This is a genomic window from Bacillus sp. cl95, from assembly GCF_900115925.1.
Classification (GTDB): Bacteria; Bacillota; Bacilli; order Bacillales; family Cytobacillaceae; genus Neobacillus_A.
In genome coordinates, this window is sequence record NZ_FOYF01000002.1 from 698,620 (window position 1) to 722,062 (window position 23,443).

Consider the following 23,443-nt stretch of genomic DNA (forward strand, 5'->3'; position numbering starts at 1 on the left):
ATGTTTTTTAGGAGGTTCTTGATTGAGCAGAGTAATTATTGCAGAAAAACCATCTGTTGCAAAAAACATTGCGGAGGCTTTAAAAATAAGAGGTAGAAACGATGGATATTTTGAAGGGAATGGCTATTTTATTACATGGGCTTTTGGTCATCTTCTTCAGCTCTACGATGCAAAAGATTATGATGAAAAGATGGCGAAATGGAATATGGATAACTTTCCTTTTATTCCACCATACTTCCGCTACAAGGTAAAAAGTGATCCAAAAAATAAGGGGAAAGAAGACTTAGGAGCAAAGAAGCAACTTAAAATAATATATAACTTAATTAAACGAGATGATGTGGATATGATTATATCTGCTTGCGATTTTGATCGTGAAGGTCAAATTATTGGTGATACCATTATTTACAATCTAAAGACACAGAAACAGGTCTTTCGGCTATTATTAAACGAATGGACACCTGATGAAGTGTTAAAAGGTCTTCAACAAATAAAGCCGAATTCGGAGATGAGGTCTCTTCAAGATGCAGGTATTGGCCGTCAATGGGCTGATTGGGTGATTGGAATCAATTTAACTTCGGTTGCTACATTGAAATATCAGAAAGGTAAAGGAAAGGCACTTAATATTGGTAGGGTTCTAATGCCAACATTGAAAATTATTTATGATCGTGATAAAGCAATTGAAAATTTTGAACCAGATCAATATTTTAAATTGGCAGGATCCTTTAAGACAGACGAGGGAAAAGAATATGAAGGCACTTATTTTGAAAATGAAGAGGATAAATTTAAAAATAAGGATAGTCTCGAATTAATTAAACAAGCTCTATTGAATCAAACAGCAACCATCAATGATAAACAGGTTGAACTGAAACGAGAGTATCCACCATTCTTATTTAATCTTTCAAATTTACAAGGCTTTATTACAAGCAAATACAAAGGGTGGACTTCTGATAAAGTATTAAAAGTTGCACAGTCACTTTACGAGAAGAAATACATTACGTATCCAAGAACGGCAAGTGTTGTTTTAGAAGAAAGCCTTGTAGGTAAAGCAGCAAAGGTATTAGAAAATTTGAAAAGAGGACTACCTTATGAACATGAAATCAATTTCATAAAGCATAAGCGAGTTTTTGATAATTCAAAAGTGGATAGTCATAGCGCCATCATTCCAACGTACTTGATTCCAAAGTCCTTAACAAGGGAGGAAGAGATTGTTTATACAGCTATAAAAAATCGATTCATTATGCAGTTTATGCCTATTGCTGAACATGAAGAAACAAAGATCTATACAAGAATCAATAATAGCAAAATCAATGGAATATTTATCTCTAGGGGCAAGGTTCAACTTGTTGATGGGTGGAAAAAGGTGGAGAAAATTGAATCAAAGGATACGATTTTACCACTAGTACGTGTAAATGATTCAGTAAGTATTATCGATTACAATCTTAGTTCACATACTACAAAACCACCTAAGCATCATACTGAAAAAACACTACTAAGAGTGATGGAAACATGTGGGAAAGGTCAAGAAGACGAAGAAAGTGAAGAAATGATGGCTGCTATTTTAAGTGGCTATAGTATAGGTACGCCAGCTACTAGGGCAGAAACGATTAAGAAACTCAAAGATGTTGGTTATATTGATACTCAAAACAAAAATCTAATTTGTACTGAACTAGGTAAAAGACTAATAGAGACATTTCCAGTAAAAGAATTATTTGACTTAGAATTCACTGGGAGATTGGAAAAAACTCTCTCTGATATAGAGAAACGAAAGTTCACAAAAGAAAGTTTTTTGGATTTAATATTCGACTTTACAACAAAATCTGTTGCAACAATAAAAAATGAGAGAGACATCATCATTCACGAGGTTTCTTATGAAAATAAATCTGTTGAGGTGTTAGGGAAATGTCCAATATGTGGGAATGGAGTTGTTGAAGGACAAAAAGGGTTTGGCTGTAGCAATTGGAAAAATGGCTGCAAATTTGTCATTTGGAAAAACGATAAGTTTTTGGCAACGATGAAAAAGAAACCTACCAAAACATTGGTAAAAGCACTGTTGAAAAATGGAACGGGAATAGTAAAGGGACTTACAAGCAAAAAAGGGAATAAATTCGATGCTAATTTGAGGTATGAAAAAAATCCAGATAATGAATATTTTAGTTGGAAGATGGAGTTTCTGAATAGCACACCGAAAAATAATACTAAAGACATTGGTTAATTTTTAACCAGTGTCTTTTTGTAATATTGAAACTAGATAAAGAGATTTATAAAAAGAATCAGAATATAAAATGCAAAAGATGGAACTCCGTGATAAAAACGGACATGGGGAAAGTGCTTGCAGTAATCTTGTTTGGTTTATCTGAGAATGGTAATTAAGATTTACTATTTTTACCATATTTTGCATTAGTCTTTGATAAATAATTTGCTAACTTCTTACTGGATAAAAGACTCCTCTAATTCACTATTATGTAAGTAGGGGTAGCGTCAGAAAAATTCGTATAGACACAGTATTGAAATTAAATCGCACAATTAGTTCTTCTATTAATGTATTTTTTCGGAAAAGACGAAGAATCTCTTGGTGATTCCGGCCATTGGAATGTATCACCTTTGACATTGTTTTTACCACAGAATGACAAAGAATGTACCAAAGAATGACAGACTGTTTACCACTGCAATTTATCTGGTGATAAAAAAACCATAGTTTTGAGAATCAAAATGTTATAGAAATTGATTGACTTTCAATATGATCAGTCTTCTGCAAACGGTCCAGATTAACTCTTGTATTACTTAGTAGACCATTACTGCGCAACAAGGTATTCTATAATTTGTAAAAAATAAGAACAAAGACTTTTTATCTTTTGGTATAAATTTAGTGTGAAGATACGAGATATTGTGAAGTTATTCACTTAAACTAAAGTGGCAGAATAGTTAAAGAAGCCTATGTAATTTTGGAGGTGTTTTATATGGTTACTCCTGAAGAACAATTAGAACATTATATAATTTCTTCAAAAGAACTATTAACTATAGAAGACATTAAAGAATTAGAACATTTTTTTAATCACAGGGAATACGAGATGGCTTTTGAAGGTTTAATCATTGAACTTACAAATATAGATAAGTATCCAAATAACTTTAGTTTTTCACATTGGAAGAGTCTTGGTAAACATTTTAAACTTGATAAAGAAACGGTTTTTGACGAATATATTTGGGAAAAGTTCATGAAATGGGGTAAATCATATTTATGAATACTAAAAATATTGAAAATAGAGAAGAATTTATTTCGTTTATTGATGAACTAAAGAAAGATTTATTTGCTAATAAAACAGAATGGGAAAACTTAACCTTAGAGGACTACTTGGAAGCTATTAAAGGATGGATGGAAGATACAAATTCTTTGCCTAGTAACCCAAACTGGAGTACCTTTGCTGAAATTCTTATGTCAGGAAAATTCTATGAGTAATAATTTCTTATTATGCTAACGGGGGCGTTGATCTAGGAAGGATTAACGCTTTTTATGTTGAACTTACTTATTGAACAAACAATGCAGTTTAGTTTAATTAGCAAAAGCCAAAGTACATAGTTACATATGTATCCTATTCATAGGAGGTGTTCTCATGAGAGAAGTTCTTTCAAATCTACTTGAAGATAAACATATAGAGAATTATCCTTTGTTTAAGGAGTTTGTTTTTGAAAGGACAGATATATATGATAGCTTAGTTTGTCTAATTTAGTGCCTAACAGGAGGTAATACTTTGTTAGATTATATTTGGATTGATGACAAATCTCCCATTTTAAAACAACTTCCGAGCAACTTTAAATCCGCAGCAATATTACTCCACCCTTTTGTCCAAATGCCTTCAGGGTGGGAGGAAACTATGAGAAAAAACCCTTGCCAACACATCTATCCAAGTAATGAAGAGATCTATAATATTGGAAAGCCTGTTTCTTGGAGGGAAATTATGTCTTATAGTGGGCTAGAGTCTTACAAAGAGCTAGCCGTAGCCTTGTTAACCTCCATCGGTGCTTTCAAAAAAGGATTTGAAAGAGAAGACTTGGCTGATAAGTTAAATTTAAACCTAAAATCAGACCTTTACTATCCAACAGAAGATAGTACATCTGTATTTTTGTTAGATAGTTTACTGAAAGTCATTTGCTCAAAAGGTGCTTGTAAATTATATTTTTCAAATCCAATCTTCGATAACAGTGGGTTATTAAATTTAAATGATACTACTCCTTTAGATATATGTAACCTATCGGATAACGAGTTAATTGTGACTGATGAAAATATGGATTACGCTTTTATGAGTTTGTATGACTCCTTTGCAACCTTGTTATTTACGAAAGATAAAAATATTGAGCATATTGTCCAATCGATGAAATGCGAAGGTGTTATATGTGAACAAAGAACGTTTATTAACTGGTATTTTTAAATTTGGAACCAAATAATAAGAGATAAAGAGGTGATATGTTTGAAGTATTCTAAATTAATTATTACAACCTCCTGTTTATTTGTTTTGATCGCTGGGATAATCGGTATAATCAATTTTGTAGAACAAAATAATAGACCGATTTTCGTACTAATATTAGGTTCAATTGTATTGGTGTTGCAGCAAATATTGTTGAGAGCCGCGAAAAATAAACTCATTAATTTTCATTAAGAGTGTCATTTAGGTAGCTTTTCTTATTGAGGTAACCGGACTGGAAAACGAAAGAATTGGGTGTTGAAATTGTACGATAACATAAAACAATTATTTGAAGGTACACGTTCGTTATCACTATTTCTTATAGAAAATGAAGATTTTAGTCACAAGGATTCCGAGTCATCTGATACATATTCATGTGGATATGTATCAATCCTTTTAGATGGGGAACGCCTTCTAAATATAAGTGGAACGGAACACTATTTTTCGGATATAAGGGATGAGGCTTTTGGACTGAAAGTAGAATCAGGGTGGAATAAATTTACGATATTAGGTAAACGACGACCACGGCTTGAATTCGGCGAAGCTTATTATGACACACCAGATTTTTCTGAACTATGGTGTTATACTTCGCTTGATAATTGCGAAATCAAAGTAGAATTGGAGGTTGTAGAAGAAGAACTATCTGACCCGTATTCTGAGCACGTAAAGAGTGTAAAAGTCTTAAAGGCAATTATAATAAAATCACCTACTAAAACAGTATATATAGGTCAGAGAGATTTGGCATATGTATTGATTGTGACCACGGATATAAGAAAAATGCAATTTGATGTCTAACTTAACTAACGGTTGCTCTTCTTCAATAAGAATAAAATTAAAGAACCTTATTTGAGGTCCTTTATTAATATTTGATTATTTCTGTGAGACTAATAAGTTTGTGAGAGAATACACTTGAACTAACATATTCGATGATCCTGGAAGGATTACGTACTTTTTTTGTTGAACTTCTTATGAAGCTAAAGGGCAGGATTGTTGAAGAAGAAAAAATATGGTGCATAATCCAGGAAGGATTTATGCACCTTTCTATTGAAATTAATGTGTACAACAATAAGAAGGAATGACAATAGTGAATATTAATTTTGAAGAGTTTGTCTTTAGAAATGATGATGACTTAGAAATTATTAATGATGCAAATTGGATTATTACAACTAGAAAGCATGATTTAGCCTTAATGACTGAAGGAGAAAAAACAATTATCCATATTCTCAGGCTTGTTGGTGAAGTTGGTAATGGAGGATTTGAACAATACTTTTATAATACTCAAGGACAATTTTTACCAGAGACACTTGATGCCTTAGAGCGGATAAATGATTCTAATGTGAAATCATTATTCCAAAAAGCTGTTATATGTTTTAATTCGGATAAAGTAGAAACGCTAAAAGAAGAAGAGTGGTATAAACTAGATAAACAATTTTATAATTATGATATGTATCTATATAAATTAATGGTTAAGTATATTCGAGACAATATTGAACAGTTTGTTTAAAAAACTCGATTTTTTCACTAAAATGGGCAGGTTTGTGGGAAAAAGGATATTTTATTCCTGTAAATTGTACCAATGAGATAACTTACCTTTCATGGCTTATAGTTTGTGAAGAAATATACTTAAACTAAAGGGTGCAAGAGTTAAAGATTGGGATGGCTGCGGCAATCCCTTTTTTTATTGCACTAACGAAGCAGGATAGTTTAATAAGAGTTATAATAAAAATGGAGAATTTTTATTTGTTTTCTATATTAAATAGGAGGTCTTTCCTTTGAAGAAAACGAACATTACCTTGATTACATTGGCAATAGTTATTACCGTTTTTAATCAGTTTGTTTATCCCATTTTCTTTGATATGCAACCCGATAGTTTAGGTACAGGCTTATCTATAATTTTTGTGGCTTCTGCACTATTAAATCATCTTAGGGAAAATTAATAATATACTAATTGGTGCTTGAAAAAAACTCTGAATTGTTATTTAAACTGCTATTCTTGTTCCACTAACGGGTGCGTTGATCCAGGAAGGATTAACGCCATTTTTGTAGCAATTTTATTGGAAGAATGGAGCAGGAAAGTTTAATTTGGAACAGAAACCGACATAATTATTAAAAGAAAAGTAGTAGTATTGAACTTAAAGAAGGCAGGTTAGTAAATCATTTTATAGGAGGGAGCCAGATGAAGAAAATTAAAACAAGACATTTATTTGTCACAGCTATTTTCTATTTGGGTTGGCATGTTGTTCTTAATACTTTTGAGTTGCTTATGCCGCAACAGTCGTTCTGGAAGATATCACTACTTTGTATAGTAGGTTATCTACTTGTGTTTTCCATGTTTCGTTTATGGAAGATTAATATCATGAATTCAACGCCAACTGCATTCATGTGGGTAGCTTTCCTAGTTACATGGATATTTGGAGGATTTGGTATAAAGTTACTGTTTATTTAAGGGTAAGTGTTACCTATAAATTTTTTCACCATCTTTGTGGTAACAATACTAGGATATTTACTGGGAGAGCTTATTAGGCTTTTTATATGGCAAAACAATAAAGTGAAAAATAAAATGTCATTTAGTCATGGTTTTATTACCGGATGAAAGATAAGGGTGCTGCCTCAGCCTTTTTTTGCTTGTTCAACTATCGAGCCTAGAAGAAGTGGAATAAATTAATTATTAATATCAGCGGGTTATGTTTATTTAGCTAGACAAGTGGTTTGAAAAATGTTGGAACTGAAACCTTTAGTATGGCAGCTCTGTTACGGAGGTGTTTTTTCTTTTTTACAAAACAATGGTAACCATCAGGATTTATTGAGGAAACATAATAAAAACCAAAATGGGTTGCTGTAAGGTGGTGAAGTATGGATGAAAAGGTTAATAATTTTAATCCTAGTGATTTCTAGGATTTTTCTCCCAGTTCAACTAGCAAATGCAAATGTCCTATTGAAATCGGATCGGGTGCGTTGATCCATGAAGGATTGAGGCATCTTTTTGTTGATTTCCTTATTGAACAAACGGAGGATAGGATAGTTAAACAAGATCTTCGTCCCTAGGGTAAAGCATGGGTGAGAGATATTTGACATGACCACAAAGGAGGAACAATGAACATGCCCACCACGAGCTCGTGTGACGCACTTGTACCGAGGAAAAGGAACTCACCGACTGATTGCCTTCAACACCCTTGGAGACCATCTCCTTCGATGTTCGCGAAGGTGAACGCTACAGCTACACGAGATCAACATCGAGACCGGCGATGAGTATCCCACCTGAGGTGTGTTTCTCGACGTCGTACCATTGCATTGGAACGGCTCGTTTTCACGATAACCAGTCCAAAAGTTCAAAGCGGACTGGCTGCTATTCTAGTGCGTTTTTGGTTGTTTTTAAAAATTTCACCTCTCTTTTGAAACTACTTTTACTCATGGTTACTTTTTAAAAAGAGCAGGTGAAAAGTCTACATCTTCTATCCAAACACTTACATCTTTCTGCTTGTCATGCTTTATCCATACATCACCATTTTGAATTGCGTCTTGTCTGCGTATCCATGTGAGATAGGAACCAACAGACTGAGGATCTTCATCTAACTCATTTTCTTTTGGAAATGTTATTTGTTTTTGAATGTCTGAGCCTAAATCTATTTCATATAAGGAGGTGAACATTGTAGGAACTGGACCTTCTTTCCATACTTTGTTTTCCTGTGACCGTGCGACAATCACTTTGGAAGGTGACCACCATTCCAAATCTAGGTCCACATATCCGTTCGGAGTATATTCAACCTGTTTGGTGGATGCCTCTATTTCAGCAATTTTAGTGATCTTGTTCTCAACAAAAAAACGCCCTTCTCCTGAAATATAAGCTAATTGGTTTGATTGTGGTGCCCACTTAGACCAGTCACTAAATCCTAACATCCTACCAATATCTTTGAACACTTTTCCATCGGAAGATAGAACACCTAAAGGATTACTGTCCATAGCCCAAGAAGGTGTTGGGGTGCCTAGAAAGCTAATCCACTTTCCGTCATGACTCCACTTAAAGTTACCTACATCAACGGCAAATAAATTATTTTCGTCGATTCGGATTGAGTATAATAGCTCCGCTTTTTTCTCATTTAGATTCATATCCTTTGGAACTCGATACAATTTAATTGGCTCCCAGCCTGTTGGAAGGCGGTTTGAGCTAGCAGAAACAATAAACTCTCTCCCGTTTGGATACCACTCAAATCCACTAACCCCTAACGACACATTTTCAAATCCATAAGGTCTGTCATCTTTTGTCTTTGTAACGTTTAGTACCCATCCTGATGTGAATGCTAGTTCATTTGCAACAGGAGACCAAGTAAAATAAGAAGTCTGAATGCTATGATATGGTTCATAGTTTTCTTTCCTTTTTGTATCATAAACCCACAGGTTAGACTTCTCTCCCTTCTCATCACCGTCGATATACGCAATAAATCTTCCATCATAAGACCACTTTGGTGAATAGACAGATTTATCTTTAGTAAGCTGTATTTCTTGATTCCCTTCTTTTATCCATAACTGGTGATCGCGAATAAAAGCAGCCTTCAATGCCACTTCTGCCTTCGTCACAGTTGAGTAATGAAATAAAAGCATCAAAAATAATAAAAATTTTATTGGCACGGCAATCCCTCCTGCTAATTATATTTACCTAATAGATTTAGGATAATGCTTATGCAAAGTGAATCGTTCTTTACTCTAGACAGGCAAAATAGATTTTTTGATCTTTTTGAAATAAAGGAGGGAGAATATAGAAAAAAACGAAAGTTTTGTTATAAGCAGGATTTGTAACTATTCATATTGAAGCAAAGGGGAGGGGAGTTGCACATTAAATTGGATCATTAATGTCTCATTTGAAACAAATTGCGACATTAAAAAGAAGAAATTACAATAGATATAACTTTCATTGTTTTAGGAGTTCTCGTTCTTACCAATCCAAATAAACAAAACTATATAAAGTTCGATGAAGGACGAGCAGGAGTTCCCATACCTGAAGATGTACGAATAGTAGAAGCGAATTTTTTCTTTTTTTCTGTTTATGCAACAGCCCCAAAGAATACAATTGATGAATTTGGCATAGCCCATATAGGATGTATGGGACATTTTTTTCAAGTCAAAGATGGAAGATGGACAATTTTATGATTCAATACGGGAAGACTTCTTCAAATAACGGGGGCGTTGATCCAGGAAGGATAAGCGGCCATTTTTTTTGAATTCCTTATTGAGCAAACGGTGCAGTTTAGCGAAAGAAGGTATTTTATTTCCTGCTGAAGAATTTATAATTGAATGGATTTTTTTAATGGAATTGCTGGAGGAAAAAGATATGAATCAAAAAGAATTTGAATCGGTCATAAAACAACCACCAAATATTAGATATGAGTATTTTATTAAAAAAGTTGTAGCTTATGAAGAAGTTTGGGGACTATATGATGATGGTTGGGCAACTGCACAGGATGATGATGGAAATATGCTGATTCCTTTCTTTCCTAAAAAAGAATTTGCGGAAAACTGTTCAGTTTGTGAGTGGAGTAACTTCAAAGCTGAGCCAATTGAATTGGATGAGTTTATTAATGAATTTCTTATTCCAATGAAAGAGGATAGAGTTAAACCATCCATATTCCCTACAGACAATGATACAGCAGTGGTCGAAATAGATGTAATCTTAAGGGACTTAAACAATGAGTTAGAAAATTATTAAAAAAAGACCCTTTTTGAGAATTAGAAGTTTGTGAAAAAATGTACTTACGCTAACGGGTGCGTTGTTTCAGGAAGGATTAACCGCCTTTTTTGTTGAAATCCTTATTGAGCTAACGAAACAGGTTTATTCAAGAAGGAATAGCGAGATTAGATTACGAATTAGGTAGAGGGAAAATATAGGAGGGGTGGTGGGAATTGCTATGTCAATAAATTTAGATAACTTCCGAATCGTTGAAGTATCTAAGGATAAAGTTGGACTATACATTAAATTGGACGTTCAGCTTCCAGATGGTGATTGCATAATTCGATGGGATTTAGATGATTTTACTTACAAACAAATTAAAGAAGTTGTATCTAGAAAGCATTTTGATTCCCTTGCAATAAACTATCTATATGAGATTGTCCCCTATGTTTCTACTTACCAGGAAAAAACCAAGAGCCAACCCTATTACAGAGGGGTAATTAGATGTATCCAAGGAAATCGTGCAGCAAGGATTGAATACCCTTGTTCCGAAAGGTTCGCTGGAAATATGGAATGGTTCAGAAAAGAAGTTAAAAAAGTGGAAGATATTAAGCATTTAGTTTGGGAGAATTTTCTCAATTGAATGCTTTTTATTTTACGAATTAAAATAGTTTGTGAAGAAATGTACTTAAACTATCGGGTGCAAGAGTTAAAGATTGGAATGGCTGCGGCAATCCCTATTTTTATTGCACTAACGGGCAGTTTAGTTGAAGAACCATATTTGATAAACTTAAGGAAAAGGAAGAAAAGTTGAGGTAAGAAAAATGTATGAATTTAAAGATGAGTTTGAGAGAAAGGAAAAAAAATTTAAGATTTACATTTTTTTATTTGTTATCTCTGTTTTAATACATACATTCATTGACGTTTTTGACTTGGGAATTGAAAAAGTTTCTGGAGTTGGCTTAGTGATTAGCCTTTTATTTTTTTGTGTTATCCTTTATTTTGGTTTGCGTAGAAAGTTATGGGCTGAGGTTATGATTAAATTTTTTGTCTGGCTAAATATTATTTTATTGTTCCTCATTATTACTGTTAAGATTTTAGGGTTGTAGGGCTAACGGGGCAGGATAGTTGAATAAAAAAGATTCCTTTAAATACCAAATTTTGTTAATATTATACTAAGCATTTTTAATAAGTTTGAGGTGGTGATGTAATGAAACGAATGCATTTTGACCAACCGACGGAGCATTATGATGAACGTCTAATCCCAATCGATGAACAAATATGTTCTTTGCTAAAACAAAGAAAGGAAATCTCAAATAATAACCCAGGTTTTCCACCGCTTGAAGATATTTCAAAGTGGGCAGACAAGTTTAATCTTTATGAGGACTTGCTAAGGTCTTTATTCGGTGTATTAGAAAATGATGACCATTTCCGACCGCAGGTTGAACCAATAGATTTTCAAAAGTATATACCAGTCTTAAAGTCTGTAGAAAAAGACAAGTGTTTGTATTCCGTAACATTTATTAGGCAATACGGAAATGCAAGTGTTGTTAATTTTAATATTGATTGGGAACCTGAAATGGACCCAAATAGGGAAAGGTACCATCGGCATAGTTTTTGGGAGTTATGGTTAGGGGAAGGATATGATTGTAGAGTAACTGGTGGTGGAGGAACTGATGGACACATTAGTTATAACTTTATTGTGTCTCCTCCGTTACCAGACAATATTTCTGGATTGGATTTGAACATTAAAGAATATCAAACTCCATTCAAAGGCAGACCAACAGGTCTTGAGCTTGTAATGCATTTATAATATAAATTGGGGTCTTTTCAATATTGGAATAGTCTCTTTTTTTTAGCAAAGGGGAAGTTTGTGAAGAATTGCACTTAAAGTAACAGGTGCAAGAGTTAAAGATCAGAGGCTGCTTCGGCAGCTTTTTTTTGCTTGTTCGACTACCGAAGCAGTTTAGTTGAATAAGATGGTAAGATTAACCTTAAAGAATTTCTTATGGGGAGGGTAATATGGAACAAGTTAATTTTTTTGAAAACAGTCTTTTATATGAAAAGGCAGAGAAAACTTTCTTAGTACACAAAAAGATAATTAAAGAACGTATGCCCGAAGCAGATGTTCAGCACGTTGGAAGTACGGCTGTCCCTAATAGCCTTACAAAGGGTGATTTAGATATACAAGTGCGTGTTAATTCTGAACAATTCCCAAAGGCAGTTCAGACACTCTCAGCATTATATGAACTTAATGAAGGTAGTGTAAAAACGGACTGGTTCAGGGCTTTTAAAGACGATTCAACCGTTCCACCTTTAGGAGTTCAATTAACTGTCATAGATTCTGAATATGATTTCTTTTGGAAATTTCGAGATGTTTTATTACTAAATGATACTTACAGGATGGAATATGATGAGTTAAAAAGAGAGTTTGAAGGGAAAGAAATGGATGAGTATAGGGAAGCTAAAAATGAGTTTTTCCAAAAATTAATGAACACTTCTGAATTTAAAAAACTGTGACATAAGATTGTGAACAATTGTACTTAAGCTAACGGGTGCATTAGGATAACAAGGATAGAAATTCATAATAACCAAGGAGTAGTGAGTTTTTATGACAGAGGGAGAAGAATATTTAAGAATGTATCCCCAACTTAGAAAATGGATTAATCAATGTGTTTCTTGTCAGGATATTGGTTATAAACCTGAATTACCGTTTGAACTATCTACTTATGGTAATGAAACTTCTGCTGCCGCTAAAAATTTAAGAAAGTATTTCAAGCCACTAGTTTTAAACGAAAGTGGTCTTTGTGAAGTTTGTAGAAAATTTATTTAGATTTAAACAATGACTGTTCTTCAACTAACGGGTGCTTGAGTTTAACAAAGAGTCGTAGCTGCGGCTCTTTTTCTTGTTCCACTAACACGGCAGGTTTATACAATAAGGTGGGGACGCTCATTTTTTTGGCAAGTAAGGGAGAGCTTTCTGTTACAAGAGTTATAATATTTAAGCTTTTTATAGAAAATAATTCCGAAATAGTTCGTTTTGTTAATGCGAATTATAATAGAAAATGTTTTGAAAGAGGGGTTTTTTTATTGAAGAAGCTAGCGCTACTATCCCTGATTAGTATATTGTTTCTCTCTGCATTGGCGAAGCCACAGGAAGTCGTGCCATTTTTACGACCGTTTGTAAGTAAGGTAACAGATCATACAAATGTTCCGGTTTTGTTGCCGACCTATTGGAACGTACAGAAAAGTAAATCAAAAAAGCAAACTTCTGTAAAAGTGAAAGCTTATGAAAATGAATACATGATTTATTTTTTATCAACAGATAAGGCATATCGAAATGATCCAGATTTATTCCCTCCACCTGAATCAAGTCGAATCGGTGAACTAGCCGGTTTTGTTGGTAGTGTTACACGCAGTGACCGACCGAATGATTTTGTTTTTTATAAACAGAAAGCCGGCGTTAAATTATGGATTCAACCATGGATTAGATCTATCATTTACGCAAAACACGGACCGTGGTCAATGCGTTTTGATGGTGATAATGGGGATCAGCCCTATCAACAGGTAGATGATTTATTTGACGCTATGAAAAAAGCGAATTGGCTTAAAAACAAAGACATTCACGAAGGAAGTATTAATATTCGAGGTACAATAAGTGAAGCATACACAAATTTTGATTGGGAAACAGATGATGGATTTGTTTATCATTTCTACTATAAAGGTCCCATTAAGGAAGCGGTAAAAATCTTTGATAGCCTACAATATGTTGAATAGCACCATCCGGGTTGCTTATTTTAATTTCAGGCTCCTGTGGGGAGTCGCTACTGCGACTTTCTTCTTGTTTGACTAATGGGCAAAAGTTTGTGAAGAATTGTACTTAAGCTAACGGGTGCGTTGATCCAGGAAGGATTAACGCCTTTTTTGTTGAAATTGTTCTTAAGCTAACTGGCAGGTTAGTTTTATAGAAAACATAACGCTTGGGAAGTTAAATCCCAAGCGTTTCTTTTATTTAACCATTTGATTAGCAATTTCAATCATTTCTTTTTTATGTTGTTCTTTGGTAATATCATCATTCATATAAAGGGTTGAATAGGAAATTCCATCTTGAATAAAGGATAACGATTTATTTGCGTAATAAGAGGTTATGTCATTATTAAGTTTAACCTCTTCCGAATTGGTGGTATCAAACCCATCTTCAGAGTTAGAAACTGATATTAATACACCTAAAGGCTTTCCAAATTTAGATTTTGTAAATGTTTTGAACTCAACCATTAGTTTTTTACCTTTATGGGTCATATCGTTAATAACTGGTGGTTGAAAAGGGCTGAGGTCAAAAGGTAACTTTTCAGGTAATTTCATTTCAAACGGTAGTGCATCTAGGCCATCTTTTTTTTTCATTTATCGGTTTTAATCGTTTATCTTTTATGTATTTATAGATCGTTCCTTCTGTTACACCCAATCTCGTTGCAACATCAGAAGTACTTAACGTTCCTTGTTCCACTAATATTCACCTACTTAAATGGTCATCGTCCTTCTATTATATAGTATGGTACTCGGTTTTTGTCGCCCTGCATTTCTTCTCATAACAAAACACCTCGCCTGCTGCATTCACACCCATTCGTGAAGGAAGTTAAATAAACGTGTCACAAGTATAAGGGTTGAAGTATACTTCTGATTCTAACGCTTCCTTTAGCTGAGTACCTTGAAACGTTCCTCTAATATAGGCTAAAACGGATTTTCTCTTTTGGACACAGGTTTTACAATACCTTATGCATTTGAAATCCGATAATTATGAGACGACCAATTGCCGCCTTACGGTCTTGAAACAACGACACTTAGAATCCCCAAGCTCGAACTCTAAAATTTTTGAAGATGAAGATACTTCCAATTATAAACTAACTGAAGATAAGTATAAGTATAAATAAAAAAGCGAGAGGATAGCCTCTCGCTTAACGGTACCTGTTTGTATTTAACCACAACACCTGCCTGTTTGCATTGCACCATTCCCATTATGGAGTAAATGCATGTACAATTGACGAGTACTATCCTAATACACATATCACCATCGTAGATTCATCCCGTCTTCATAGCACCAGTTGAAACTCAATATTACCATTGGCGGTCATTGTGTTTATACCAGCCTGTAAAAGAATGTTGCTATCGTCAATGCGAAAGAATATTAATTCTTACAGTCCATTGAATAAATATAGCAATAAGAAGAAAATAAATAACATAGAGTAACCGGACATTTTCTTCCTTTTGTCGCTCAATTTACCTTCTATTATTTGATAAAGGAAAAATGTAATGAAGAAACTGATGACTAAACCTTGAATAAATTGCATATTATCATATCCTTATCTCAGAAGATTATAAGCTTCATTCATATCAGCTTTTGCTGTATTACTATTTACATATATCTGATATGCAGCTATTCCAGCAGCGCCAGCAGAACCAATAAGTGCTATAACAGTCCACCAATATAACGCACTAATTCCCGCAGCTACAAGAGTAGCACTGGCGGCTAAAATATTTGCCCTAGCGTCAGATACCCTTCTAGCTAAGTTTTTAAAATCAACAACCTTTGCCCCATATTTAACATTTGTTTTGACTCTGGGGGTACCCTTAGGTCCATCCAACATAAAATTTTTGGGTTCTCTATATGCTGTTAAAGTGTAATAACTACTAGAAGTTTCTTTGTAGTGAGTCAACCAACTTAATCCGCCACTAGCTAATTTAGTAGTAGCCAATGTTGTAAAACCAGCAGAAGTTTTAGGTTCTAAAGACATTATATATGCAGGTGGTTCGACATCATTAGTTGGAGGCTTAGGTCCAGATGTTGTTGTGTAAAGTGGGGACTTTAAATCTTCATCAGAGACTCTAACACCCTGAATCTGAAAATCACCATATTTACTAAAAGAGATAACCTCAGGAGGATTCACTTGGATGGTTGTTTGTCCATGTATGGTTGTGGCTATTTCACTTGTTATAGTAATTGTAACAATTTTCATAATAGGATCTTTTACAACAGTTCTGTTGGTTGTAGTAACTTCCTGCCCAATTATTAGGTCATTCTCATCATAGATGCTTTTACTTTCTGTAAAACTATCATTAACATTTGTTATTTCATCATAAAAACCTACAACACCATTTACATAATCTTCTGTTGGTGTAATAGTCATTGCTTTTGTTCTTGGAATACTAAGAGTGCTAAAAGTCATACAAAAAATTATCAACGTTACAATTATCCTTTTCATTTTGCCCCTCCTATTTATCTATATATTGATATTAAATTAATTGTTTAAAAATGTAAATATTCAAAATAATTAAAGTTTTTTTGTTTACACAGTAATTTTCATTATTTATCATTTATGCATAAACTTATTAGATTTAGTTGGATAACGGAAATTATAGATCTATTAATTTTTTTAAAACAGGTAAATCTTCCTTTAAATACTGACCTAAAACATTTTTACGAGTTTAGTTCCATCAATGGAAGGTAAATATACGGGATAATGAAAATTACGTTTTCTAAAATAAGTGGGTTCCTTTTCAAGATATACTTCTACTGAGCCATGTTCCTGTTTCCACATTTCATATTTTAGGGGCATCGCATTGTTAGGTGAATAACACATAGGAGAGAATAATGGGACCAATAATGGATTTTATATCGATTTATTTACTGCCTGTAGTTAGTATTATTTTTATTGTAAAAGGTGTTGAATTAGCTAAGCAGATAAAAGGTAATGAAGATACAGAAGAAAATACGGTATGGGTTGCAATTTCATTCACTATTATTATTTATTGTTTTGTATGGCTGAGTTTTTAACGTTTTGTTTTATTTCATTTATCGGTGCGATTCTTCAATTAGAAGATCGCTTTTTCTTATTGCACTAAAGGGCAGGTTAATTCAAAAATTTGGAAGGAAAGAAACACAAAAAAGAGAATTATTTGATATACCAGATTAAAGTAAGGAGAGGTAAATATGAGTAAATCATTTATTGAGCAAGTACATTATATTAGAATTCCTGTTTTTAGAACAGTCTGCACAATGGTATAGAGATGTATTAGGGATTCAGTTATTAAAAATTACTGACGATCCATTTGCGATTTTTAAAGTAAATGAGGGAGCTTTTTTACTTATCTTAGTTCCAACTGACGATGAAACATTTGCCCACTTTACAATTAATAATGAATCAGCTTTTAGTATTGGCTTTACAAGCCCAGAACTATCCGAATTTCGTCAACACCTAATTAATAATCAAGTTAAAGTCGAGGATATACAAGGAGATAACGGTCATTCGTATTTCCACTTTTATGATCCAAATGGTAATAAACTTCAAGTACACTGGTAGTAACAAAATAAATTTCCTTATTGCATTAACGGGGTGCGTTGATCCTGGAAGGATTACGTACTCTTTTTGTTGAACTCCTTATTGAACAAACGGAGCAGAATAATTGAAGAAAGAAATGGGATTGTCTGTATAGAAATAGATGATGAAGAGTTCTGTTCTTAATGGAGGTTTATACTAGATGGATTTAGAACAATATAAAAAGCACGCGGCGGAACAGGAAGATTGGGCACCAGGCTGGGAGGCTATTGATGAGGTATTTAATAGGCTCTATCCAAATCAAAGTCCTGCACATTATGGAACAGATATTCAAAAGCGGGCTATTTTCGGTGGAGACCAATATCTGGATGGGTATAGTATCTTTGAATCCTCAAATGATTATAAACACATTCTGACATATGGGCTTAGCGAGCTCTATGTAAATGAAGAGGCTTTTGAAGGTAAATGGAGCGGTTGGGGTTATGAAATGACAATAAAATTGAAAGAAGAATCAAATGAAGATTGTCTGTGGGCTATAAATATGTTAGCTAATCTTGCTCGCTATACTTATACACAGGAAAGATTTTTTGAACCAATGCAGTTTGTTGCAGGAAATGGAAAGTCAATACACTTAGGAGTGGAATCAGCAATAACTGCATTACTTGTCGTAAATGACACCGAGGCTATGAGTATTGACACTGTTCACGGCAAGGTAGACTTTTTGCAATTAGTTGGAATTACACAAAGGGAATTAGAAGTTCTAAAAGAGGATAATACGAAGGCACCGAAACTTGTTGAAAATATGAAGAGAGAAAATCCTAATCTGGTAACGGATATGAAACGAAAAAAGTCTTTTTTATAAAAATATAAATACTCAGCTAACTAAGTAGGAGCTTAAGTTCTAGCTGCCATTTTGGCGGCTTTTCTTATTGGACTAACCGGGTGCTTTACTTGAAGATCTAGTTCCCATTGTGCAGCCATTTTTTTATTGAACTAAAGATGCAGTTTAGTTGAAGAAGGAAAAGCATTATTCGATATTGAATTAATCAAAGTGGTACATATGTATGGTAAGGGAGTTTTATCAAATGCAGTATGTAATAAACTTAATTCAAACAAAGAAATCTGGCGTTGATGAATTGGATATAAAGTTGGCAGAGGAAAAGTTAGGTGCGATTTTTCCCGAACAGTACAAAGAACTATTTAAGTTAGTAAATAATGCTGAAATAGGTGAATGGATACTTTATCCTATCAAAGACCATAGAAATCCTAAAAAAACTTGGGATGATGTTGTTAGGCAAAATATTGAAGTTATTGAAGAAGGAATGTCTAAAGACCTTATTGCAATCGGTGACGATGGTTCAGGAGATAAAATTTGTCTAAAAATTAACAACGGTAAAATGGAGGATGTTATTTATCTTTGGTATCACGAAACCACAGAAATAGATGAATATGCCCCTAATCTAGAGGGATTTATTATACTAATTTCTGAAGAAAATGGTGACTTTGATGATGAGTAAAAAGTAAAACCTTATTAAGCTAAACGGGTGCTTGAGCATAAGAATAATCGAGGCGGCGTTCTTTCATTTTCAAGCAACGGGGCACTTTAGCTGAAGAAGGAACGATGATGTAATCAATAACAGTATTATTAATGGAGAAATTGGCGAGGGGGACCAGAATGAGTAATAATTTTAAAGAGATAGTAAATGAACTAGATAAATGGAAGCAAACAGGAGAGAGAGTTTTAGAAAACGGAACGATTCTTATATGCAAGGTGCCACATATTGCCCCTGAAGCCTGGTTCCACATTATATATCCTCAAATAGGAACAACAGCAATAAATGAAATCGAAAAAGAACTTTCCGTATCTTTACCAGAAGATTTCAAAGAAATCTTGCTAATAACAAATGGGTTAAATATTTTTTCGGACAGCCTAAGTATTTATGGAAAGAGAAATTCATATGTAAGAGAAGGTGACGAAGCAATTCAACCATATGACTTGGTACTTCATCATAGCGAGGTAAAACAATTTATCCCTGATAATTTATTAGTAATTGGAAGCTATAATTGGGACGGTTCATATATCATTTATGATATAAAAACTAATCAAATCCATCGCTGTGAGAATTATTCAAGTAAAGTGTTAAATAGTTGGGCTAATCTCAAAACATTTCTAAGCGATGAAATCAAAAGGTTAGCAGCTTTGTTTGATGAAAACGGTATTGAGTATGATGAAAATGTACCGACCACACCTTAATAAGATTCCTTGTTCAATCAACGGGTGCTTTTATAAAATTAGGAGGTTTTATGAATAAAAAGAAATTAATTGAATTATTACTTGATGAACAAGTTGACGATGCCACCCGTGATGATTGTGCTATTTATCTTGCTGACTTTGATGATGAAGAAGTTATTTCTGTACTGATTAATGTTGCAAACAATAAAAATGAAGAAGAAATGATAAGGGCAACTTGCGGCGAATCACTTGCTGAAATTTGGATTAGAAAAAATCAAATAAATTTTGATGTCCTTGCCAATCTTGAAGAGTCAGCTTTAGAGGAAGCATTGGGGTTAATAAAACATAAAAACCCTCAGTGGTATATGGAATATGAAAAGCATAATAAGTAGCCATTATTTAAGTTATAGTTGCGATTTCTTAATAAGGGATTGATGAAGCTATCCCTTGTTTTATTGAACAAACGAGGCAGGTTAGCTTAACAATAAAAAGCTCCAAATGCGTATTAGACTATATAGATAACTCCTTTTTGGGAATTTTAAATAAAAAGGAGTGAAGATTATGAAGAGATTTGCCGTAATTTTATTAATATATATTTTGATTTGTCATACCGGTAAAGCTTATGCTGCCGATAGGCTAGTTACATCCTATATCATTTCCGATAAATGGTATGACGATATTTTTTTAATAGCAGATAAAGCAGGAAGTATGGCTACGAGAAATTTTACTCTTCAAGTTGGTAGCGGTGGCGGCAGTGTTGGCGGCGAATTAATATATAACTTTCCTAACTGGTACAATGATAAGTTTGCTCCTAAATTATTTTATGAAGATATAAACGACGATGAACTAAAAGACATAATGGTTGTATTGATATCCGGGGCAGGTTCCGGATTGTCAACAAAAGAAAATCATATTTTGAATCAGGTACGGGACCCTAATCAAAGATTCGAAGAAGTTCCAGTTGAACCTATTGATATCGCAGTCAAGAAACTTGTCAAAATGAAACGAAACGGAAACATAGCATCCATTAGTATTGGCAAAGTTGAACACAATGTTGACATCTCCAAGTTTCAATATTTACCGAACACAATCGACCCGAATCCTAGTGTTGGGCAACTTGAGGATTATTCAATTGAAAATGGGATATTAACAGGCTCAACAGTAGTTTTTATTTCACCTGCTGGGCAAATTGGCGATTTAAGAATTGAGTATGGTTGGGATGGAAAGATATACAAAGCAAAGTCCGTCTCTTTTAAGGAAGCAGAGCCGTTATAGCTCGAGTTAGCTCCTTTAATATTAAGTTGGCCAGGGGCGTTAATCCAGCAGGATTAACGGCCTTTTTTGTTGAATTTCTTATTGAACATACGATGCAGAATAGCTGAATTAGAAAAGGTGATATGCAGGAGGTTATTAATGGAGATTCCAAGTGAACTTGATGGTGCAAAGGTCATACATATTACTAAAAATTCTTTAGAAAATAGGTACGGATATGTCGGAATAGTCGATGATAGCAGAAATTTAATTGATAAGATTTATATAACTGCTGTTGCTATTTGCCAATATGATGGTAGTAAAGAATGTTATCTTTTCTCTTGTGACTTAAATTGGGACGTTATTGGTGATATAGATTACGACACAATAGAAGAGGCAAAAGAGAGTGCTGTAAACAATCATAACGTTAAAGAGGAGGATTGGATATTTTAACTAACGTGGCAACATTCCTGAAATAAGTTTGTGAACAAATGTACTTAAACTATAGGGTGCAATAGTGGAAAGGCAGCGGAGTAATCCGTTGCCTTTTTGCCATCCAATCTAAAAGTATTTTCTATAAAACTCCCTTCTAAGGCTCCCGCTTAACTGAGCATAAATCCTTGTAGTCTCGCTTTTTTCGTGTCCTAATAAACTTTGAATAACATCAATGGGAGCTCCGTTATTCAAAAGGTGTGTGGCATAGCTGTGGCGTAGTTGGTGAGGATGAGTTTCTTTGTTAATTCCTGCCCGACTTGATATTCGTTTTATGATGTACCTCATCTGTCCAATACTCATCCTATGTGGGTGCCGTTCAGTAACAAAAATAGCTGGATCTTTATCCTGGCGAAGGTCTAAGTATCGTTTGAGCCAGATTTCACATCGTAAATTAAAGTATACCTCTCTCTCCTTGTCACCCTTTCCAAGCACAATGGCTGAACGATTTGACCAATTAATACAATTCTTATCTAGAGAAACAATTTCACCTATTCTACAACCTGTTGAAAACATAAATTCAAATAATGCCTTTTCCATTGGATTTAAACAGGCTTCCCTTAAATTTTCAATTTCTCTCTCCGTTAGAAACTTCGGAATCCGTTTACCTTGTTTAGGTTCTTTTATTTTTGCTGCTGGGTTTCTAGGTAAATGCCCTTCCTCGTGTGACCAACGAAATAAAGATTTTATAAAGCGAATTCGATGAGCTAAACTTGATGGCTTTAGGTGTTCACTGGATTTTGCTAAGTATCCTTTCAGTTGATCAGTCGTCAATGACTGAATATCCACATCGTTAAAGTGTTGAATCAGTAACTTGGACTGGAGCTTATATGCATTTAATGTATGAGGAGAGAATCCTTCAATCCTTTTGTCTGATTCATATAATTCCCAGGCTTTTGATAATAACAAAATAATTCCTCCTTTTCGGTTATATTAGAGGAATTGTTGCCTTGATTATAGAATTGAAAACGTGGTATTGAAGTAACGGGCAGGTTACTTGATGAAGGATTCTTGAATCCAACTGACGAATTGTTAATTTAACCCGGTTCCAAGGATTGTATTAAGTTGTAAATAAGGAGGAAGTATTTATTATGCTAAAACAATTGGAAGAAGCGAAAAATAACAAACAATTGCTTGAAATATACAGGGATTTAAGTGATGTTGAAAAATTTAAGGCTGGTAAAGTATTAAATGTAAATGAAGAATATACCATTTTAGCGGATATTTCAGCCGATGGTTTGTACGATGGTTTTTCTCTGATTATAACGGAGAACATTTTTCAAATAAACAAAAATACACGTTATCTTAAAAACCTTGAAATATTATTTGAAGCTAAAAAACAGAACCATTTTAGATTTGATGTGGAGAATGAAGACTTAATTCAGGGTTTTTTTGAGGTTGCGAAAAAACAAGCATTGGTTGTTATAGTAGAAATTTCAGAAGTAGGGACAATTCAAGGGCTTGTTAATAGAATCGAAGATGATATTGTCGTTATATCTGCCTTAACAAATGACGGGGTACTTGATGGTGAAACATTTGTAAAAAAAGAAGATATAACTTGTATTACCTGTGATAATCAAGAGGCCAATTGTTTGAAAATTTTATACTCTTTTAATATCAAAGAGTAAATAAAACTAGTTTCACGCAAATGCAACACAAGGAATTTGTGAATCTTTGTACTTAAACTAACGGGTGCCTTACTTGAAGAAAATAATACTAACTTATAAAAGATGAGGACCTTCTCGAATGAACTGAAAAGAGGCTATTTATTCTTACTTCCATTCGAATAATTTTCTCACAAGGAATAGCAAAAGGAAGATTTATATAAAATCAGGTGAAAAGTTATTTATTTTATTTTCAACATTTACTAATCCATTTAGCCCTAGGTTGACATGCTTAACTCCATCAATTAATTCAATATCCAAACCCGTTGCTTACTCTCTTGCAGCTGAGCACTTTTTTTTCATATTAGAAACCATTTGAAAAACGAAAAAAGAATTTAACTAACGACTGAGAG

Annotated in this window: 28 protein-coding genes and 1 pseudogene; 24 read left to right on the top strand and 5 right to left on the bottom strand. The window is 33.9% G+C overall.

All coding sequences use genetic code 11. The features are described 5' to 3' along the window. Window positions 1-22 precede the first annotated feature (22 nt). From BMZ31_RS08775 to BMZ31_RS08810, 8 genes are all read left to right on the top strand, one after another. A complete protein-coding gene (locus BMZ31_RS08775; RefSeq protein ID WP_090831336.1) occupies window positions 23-2,212 on the top strand; it encodes a type IA DNA topoisomerase in 2,190 nt (729 codons plus the stop codon). Window positions 2,213-2,957: 745 nt separating this feature from the next. Further along, window positions 2,958-3,239, top strand: a complete 282-nt coding sequence (locus tag BMZ31_RS08780) for a hypothetical protein (protein ID WP_090831337.1) — start codon at window positions 2,958-2,960, stop codon at window positions 3,237-3,239. Next, window positions 3,236-3,454: a DUF7660 family protein gene (locus BMZ31_RS08785; RefSeq protein ID WP_090831338.1), complete on the top strand. Its 219-nt coding sequence runs from the start codon at window positions 3,236-3,238 to the stop codon at window positions 3,452-3,454. Before BMZ31_RS08780 ends, BMZ31_RS08785 begins: the two co-directional genes overlap by 4 nt. Window positions 3,455-3,746: 292 nt before the next feature. Then, window positions 3,747-4,424, top strand: a complete 678-nt coding sequence (locus BMZ31_RS08790; protein ID WP_090831339.1) for a DUF2711 family protein — start codon at window positions 3,747-3,749, stop codon at window positions 4,422-4,424. A 297-nt stretch (window positions 4,425-4,721) separates the two neighbouring features. Next, entirely contained in the window at window positions 4,722-5,252 is a 531-nt protein-coding gene (locus tag BMZ31_RS08800) for a hypothetical protein (RefSeq protein ID WP_090831341.1), read from the top strand. 289 nt (window positions 5,253-5,541) lie between these two features. Next, window positions 5,542-5,961: a DMP19 family protein gene (locus BMZ31_RS08805; RefSeq protein WP_175478035.1), complete on the top strand. Its 420-nt coding sequence runs from the start codon at window positions 5,542-5,544 to the stop codon at window positions 5,959-5,961. 268 nt (window positions 5,962-6,229) lie between these two features. Further along, the gene (locus BMZ31_RS20285) at window positions 6,230-6,394 is read left to right on the top strand and encodes a hypothetical protein (RefSeq protein WP_175478036.1); all 165 of its coding nucleotides are present in this window, start codon (window positions 6,230-6,232) and stop codon (window positions 6,392-6,394) included. 239 nt (window positions 6,395-6,633) lie between these two features. Continuing rightward, the gene (locus BMZ31_RS08810) at window positions 6,634-6,903 is read left to right on the top strand and encodes a hypothetical protein (RefSeq protein ID WP_090831343.1); all 270 of its coding nucleotides are present in this window, start codon (window positions 6,634-6,636) and stop codon (window positions 6,901-6,903) included. Window positions 6,904-7,871: 968 nt separating this feature from the next. Here BMZ31_RS08810 and BMZ31_RS08815 read toward each other — a convergent pair. Beyond that, entirely contained in the window at window positions 7,872-9,083 is a 1,212-nt protein-coding gene (locus BMZ31_RS08815; protein ID WP_090831344.1) for a translocation protein TolB, read from the bottom strand. A gap of 586 nt (window positions 9,084-9,669) precedes the next feature. On the opposite strand from BMZ31_RS08815, the gene BMZ31_RS08820 reads away from it, so the two are divergent. The 7 genes from BMZ31_RS08820 to BMZ31_RS08850 all read left to right on the top strand — a co-directional run bounded on the left by BMZ31_RS08820 (window position 9,670) and on the right by BMZ31_RS08850 (window position 13,896). After that, window positions 9,670-10,158, top strand: a complete 489-nt coding sequence (locus BMZ31_RS08820) for a DUF2750 domain-containing protein (protein ID WP_254778681.1) — start codon at window positions 9,670-9,672, stop codon at window positions 10,156-10,158. 199 nt (window positions 10,159-10,357) lie between these two features. Then, on the top strand, window positions 10,358-10,762 hold the full coding sequence (locus tag BMZ31_RS08825; protein ID WP_254778683.1) for a hypothetical protein: 405 nt from the start codon (window positions 10,358-10,360) through the stop codon (window positions 10,760-10,762). A gap of 181 nt (window positions 10,763-10,943) precedes the next feature. Next, window positions 10,944-11,228 (top strand): hypothetical protein, encoded by a 285-nt coding sequence (locus tag BMZ31_RS08830; RefSeq protein ID WP_090831345.1) that lies wholly within the window; start codon window positions 10,944-10,946, stop codon window positions 11,226-11,228. 101 nt (window positions 11,229-11,329) lie between these two features. After that, window positions 11,330-11,932, top strand: a complete 603-nt coding sequence (locus BMZ31_RS08835) for a hypothetical protein (protein WP_090831346.1) — start codon at window positions 11,330-11,332, stop codon at window positions 11,930-11,932. Between the two features lie 209 nt (window positions 11,933-12,141). Further along, the gene (locus BMZ31_RS08840; protein ID WP_090831347.1) at window positions 12,142-12,639 is read left to right on the top strand and encodes a GrpB family protein; all 498 of its coding nucleotides are present in this window, start codon (window positions 12,142-12,144) and stop codon (window positions 12,637-12,639) included. Between the two features lie 91 nt (window positions 12,640-12,730). Then, window positions 12,731-12,952, top strand: a complete 222-nt coding sequence (locus tag BMZ31_RS08845; RefSeq protein ID WP_090831348.1) for a hypothetical protein — start codon at window positions 12,731-12,733, stop codon at window positions 12,950-12,952. Window positions 12,953-13,209: 257 nt separating this feature from the next. Then, window positions 13,210-13,896: a hypothetical protein gene (locus BMZ31_RS08850; protein WP_139205925.1), complete on the top strand. Its 687-nt coding sequence runs from the start codon at window positions 13,210-13,212 to the stop codon at window positions 13,894-13,896. 231 nt (window positions 13,897-14,127) lie between these two features. Here the strand turns inward: BMZ31_RS08850 and BMZ31_RS08855 are convergent, their stop codons facing one another. The 3 genes from BMZ31_RS08855 to BMZ31_RS08865 form a co-directional block, all read right to left on the bottom strand. After that, window positions 14,128-14,520 (bottom strand): hypothetical protein, encoded by a 393-nt coding sequence (locus tag BMZ31_RS08855; RefSeq protein WP_139205926.1) that lies wholly within the window; start codon window positions 14,518-14,520, stop codon window positions 14,128-14,130. Next, window positions 14,483-14,623 (bottom strand): helix-turn-helix domain-containing protein, encoded by a 141-nt coding sequence (locus tag BMZ31_RS21025; protein ID WP_175478038.1) that lies wholly within the window; start codon window positions 14,621-14,623, stop codon window positions 14,483-14,485. Before BMZ31_RS21025 ends, BMZ31_RS08855 begins: the two co-directional genes overlap by 38 nt. Before the next feature lie 853 nt (window positions 14,624-15,476). Then, a complete protein-coding gene (locus BMZ31_RS08865; protein WP_090831352.1) occupies window positions 15,477-16,376 on the bottom strand; it encodes a hypothetical protein in 900 nt (299 codons plus the stop codon). A 389-nt stretch (window positions 16,377-16,765) separates the two neighbouring features. Between BMZ31_RS08865 and BMZ31_RS08870 the strand changes: the two genes are divergently transcribed. From BMZ31_RS08870 to BMZ31_RS08905, 8 genes and pseudogenes are all read left to right on the top strand, one after another. Continuing rightward, on the top strand, window positions 16,766-16,948 hold the full coding sequence (locus tag BMZ31_RS08870) for a hypothetical protein (RefSeq protein WP_090831353.1): 183 nt from the start codon (window positions 16,766-16,768) through the stop codon (window positions 16,946-16,948). Between the two features lie 156 nt (window positions 16,949-17,104). Further along, window positions 17,105-17,474, top strand: a pseudogene (locus BMZ31_RS08875) (VOC family protein). Between the two features lie 178 nt (window positions 17,475-17,652). Continuing rightward, complete coding sequence (locus BMZ31_RS08880) at window positions 17,653-18,312, top strand: suppressor of fused domain protein (RefSeq protein WP_090831354.1); 660 nt, start codon at window positions 17,653-17,655, stop codon at window positions 18,310-18,312. Between the two features lie 223 nt (window positions 18,313-18,535). Continuing rightward, window positions 18,536-18,967 carry an SMI1/KNR4 family protein gene (locus tag BMZ31_RS08885; RefSeq protein WP_090831415.1) on the top strand — a complete coding sequence of 144 codons (432 nt, stop codon included), beginning with the start codon at window positions 18,536-18,538 and terminating at the stop codon, window positions 18,965-18,967. A 158-nt stretch (window positions 18,968-19,125) separates the two neighbouring features. Further along, a complete protein-coding gene (locus BMZ31_RS08890; protein WP_175478039.1) occupies window positions 19,126-19,704 on the top strand; it encodes an SMI1/KNR4 family protein in 579 nt (192 codons plus the stop codon). A gap of 50 nt (window positions 19,705-19,754) precedes the next feature. Continuing rightward, window positions 19,755-20,075, top strand: coding sequence for a hypothetical protein (locus BMZ31_RS08895; protein WP_090831356.1), 321 nt, complete (start codon window positions 19,755-19,757; stop codon window positions 20,073-20,075). A gap of 169 nt (window positions 20,076-20,244) precedes the next feature. Further along, the gene (locus BMZ31_RS08900) at window positions 20,245-20,958 is read left to right on the top strand and encodes a hypothetical protein (protein WP_090831357.1); all 714 of its coding nucleotides are present in this window, start codon (window positions 20,245-20,247) and stop codon (window positions 20,956-20,958) included. 138 nt (window positions 20,959-21,096) lie between these two features. Further along, complete coding sequence (locus BMZ31_RS08905; RefSeq protein ID WP_090831358.1) at window positions 21,097-21,387, top strand: hypothetical protein; 291 nt, start codon at window positions 21,097-21,099, stop codon at window positions 21,385-21,387. Between the two features lie 108 nt (window positions 21,388-21,495). On the opposite strand, the gene BMZ31_RS08910 is transcribed toward BMZ31_RS08905, so the two are convergent. Next, window positions 21,496-22,335, bottom strand: coding sequence for a tyrosine-type recombinase/integrase (locus tag BMZ31_RS08910; RefSeq protein WP_090831359.1), 840 nt, complete (start codon window positions 22,333-22,335; stop codon window positions 21,496-21,498). 182 nt (window positions 22,336-22,517) lie between these two features. Between BMZ31_RS08910 and BMZ31_RS08915 the strand changes: the two genes are divergently transcribed. Beyond that, the gene (locus BMZ31_RS08915; RefSeq protein WP_090831360.1) at window positions 22,518-23,054 is read left to right on the top strand and encodes a hypothetical protein; all 537 of its coding nucleotides are present in this window, start codon (window positions 22,518-22,520) and stop codon (window positions 23,052-23,054) included. Window positions 23,055-23,443 lie beyond the last annotated feature (389 nt).

Bases quoted from the DNA above. Each gene is read 5' to 3' on its own strand.
- BMZ31_RS08780 (WP_090831337.1), top strand. From the start codon at position 2,958: ATGGTTACTCCTGAAGAACAATTAGAACATTATATAATTTCTTCAAAA.
- BMZ31_RS08785 (WP_090831338.1), top strand. From the start codon at position 3,236: ATGAATACTAAAAATATTGAAAATAGAGAAGAATTTATTTCGTTTATT.
- BMZ31_RS08810 (WP_090831343.1), top strand. From the start codon at position 6,634: ATGAAGAAAATTAAAACAAGACATTTATTTGTCACAGCTATTTTCTAT.
- BMZ31_RS08825 (WP_254778683.1), top strand. From the start codon at position 10,358: ATGTCAATAAATTTAGATAACTTCCGAATCGTTGAAGTATCTAAGGAT.
- BMZ31_RS08830 (WP_090831345.1), top strand. From the start codon at position 10,944: ATGTATGAATTTAAAGATGAGTTTGAGAGAAAGGAAAAAAAATTTAAG.
- BMZ31_RS08835 (WP_090831346.1), top strand. From the start codon at position 11,330: ATGAAACGAATGCATTTTGACCAACCGACGGAGCATTATGATGAACGT.
- BMZ31_RS08840 (WP_090831347.1), top strand. From the start codon at position 12,142: ATGGAACAAGTTAATTTTTTTGAAAACAGTCTTTTATATGAAAAGGCA.
- BMZ31_RS08845 (WP_090831348.1), top strand. From the start codon at position 12,731: ATGACAGAGGGAGAAGAATATTTAAGAATGTATCCCCAACTTAGAAAA.
- BMZ31_RS08855 (WP_139205926.1), bottom strand. From the start codon at position 14,520: ATGAAAAAAAAAGATGGCCTAGATGCACTACCGTTTGAAATGAAATTA.
- BMZ31_RS08865 (WP_090831352.1), bottom strand. From the start codon at position 16,376: ATGAAAAGGATAATTGTAACGTTGATAATTTTTTGTATGACTTTTAGC.
- BMZ31_RS08870 (WP_090831353.1), top strand. From the start codon at position 16,766: ATGGGACCAATAATGGATTTTATATCGATTTATTTACTGCCTGTAGTT.
- BMZ31_RS08880 (WP_090831354.1), top strand. From the start codon at position 17,653: ATGGATTTAGAACAATATAAAAAGCACGCGGCGGAACAGGAAGATTGG.
- BMZ31_RS08885 (WP_090831415.1), top strand. From the start codon at position 18,536: ATGCAGTATGTAATAAACTTAATTCAAACAAAGAAATCTGGCGTTGAT.
- BMZ31_RS08890 (WP_175478039.1), top strand. From the start codon at position 19,126: ATGAGTAATAATTTTAAAGAGATAGTAAATGAACTAGATAAATGGAAG.
- BMZ31_RS08895 (WP_090831356.1), top strand. From the start codon at position 19,755: ATGAATAAAAAGAAATTAATTGAATTATTACTTGATGAACAAGTTGAC.
- BMZ31_RS08900 (WP_090831357.1), top strand. From the start codon at position 20,245: ATGAAGAGATTTGCCGTAATTTTATTAATATATATTTTGATTTGTCAT.
- BMZ31_RS08905 (WP_090831358.1), top strand. From the start codon at position 21,097: ATGGAGATTCCAAGTGAACTTGATGGTGCAAAGGTCATACATATTACT.
- BMZ31_RS08915 (WP_090831360.1), top strand. From the start codon at position 22,518: ATGCTAAAACAATTGGAAGAAGCGAAAAATAACAAACAATTGCTTGAA.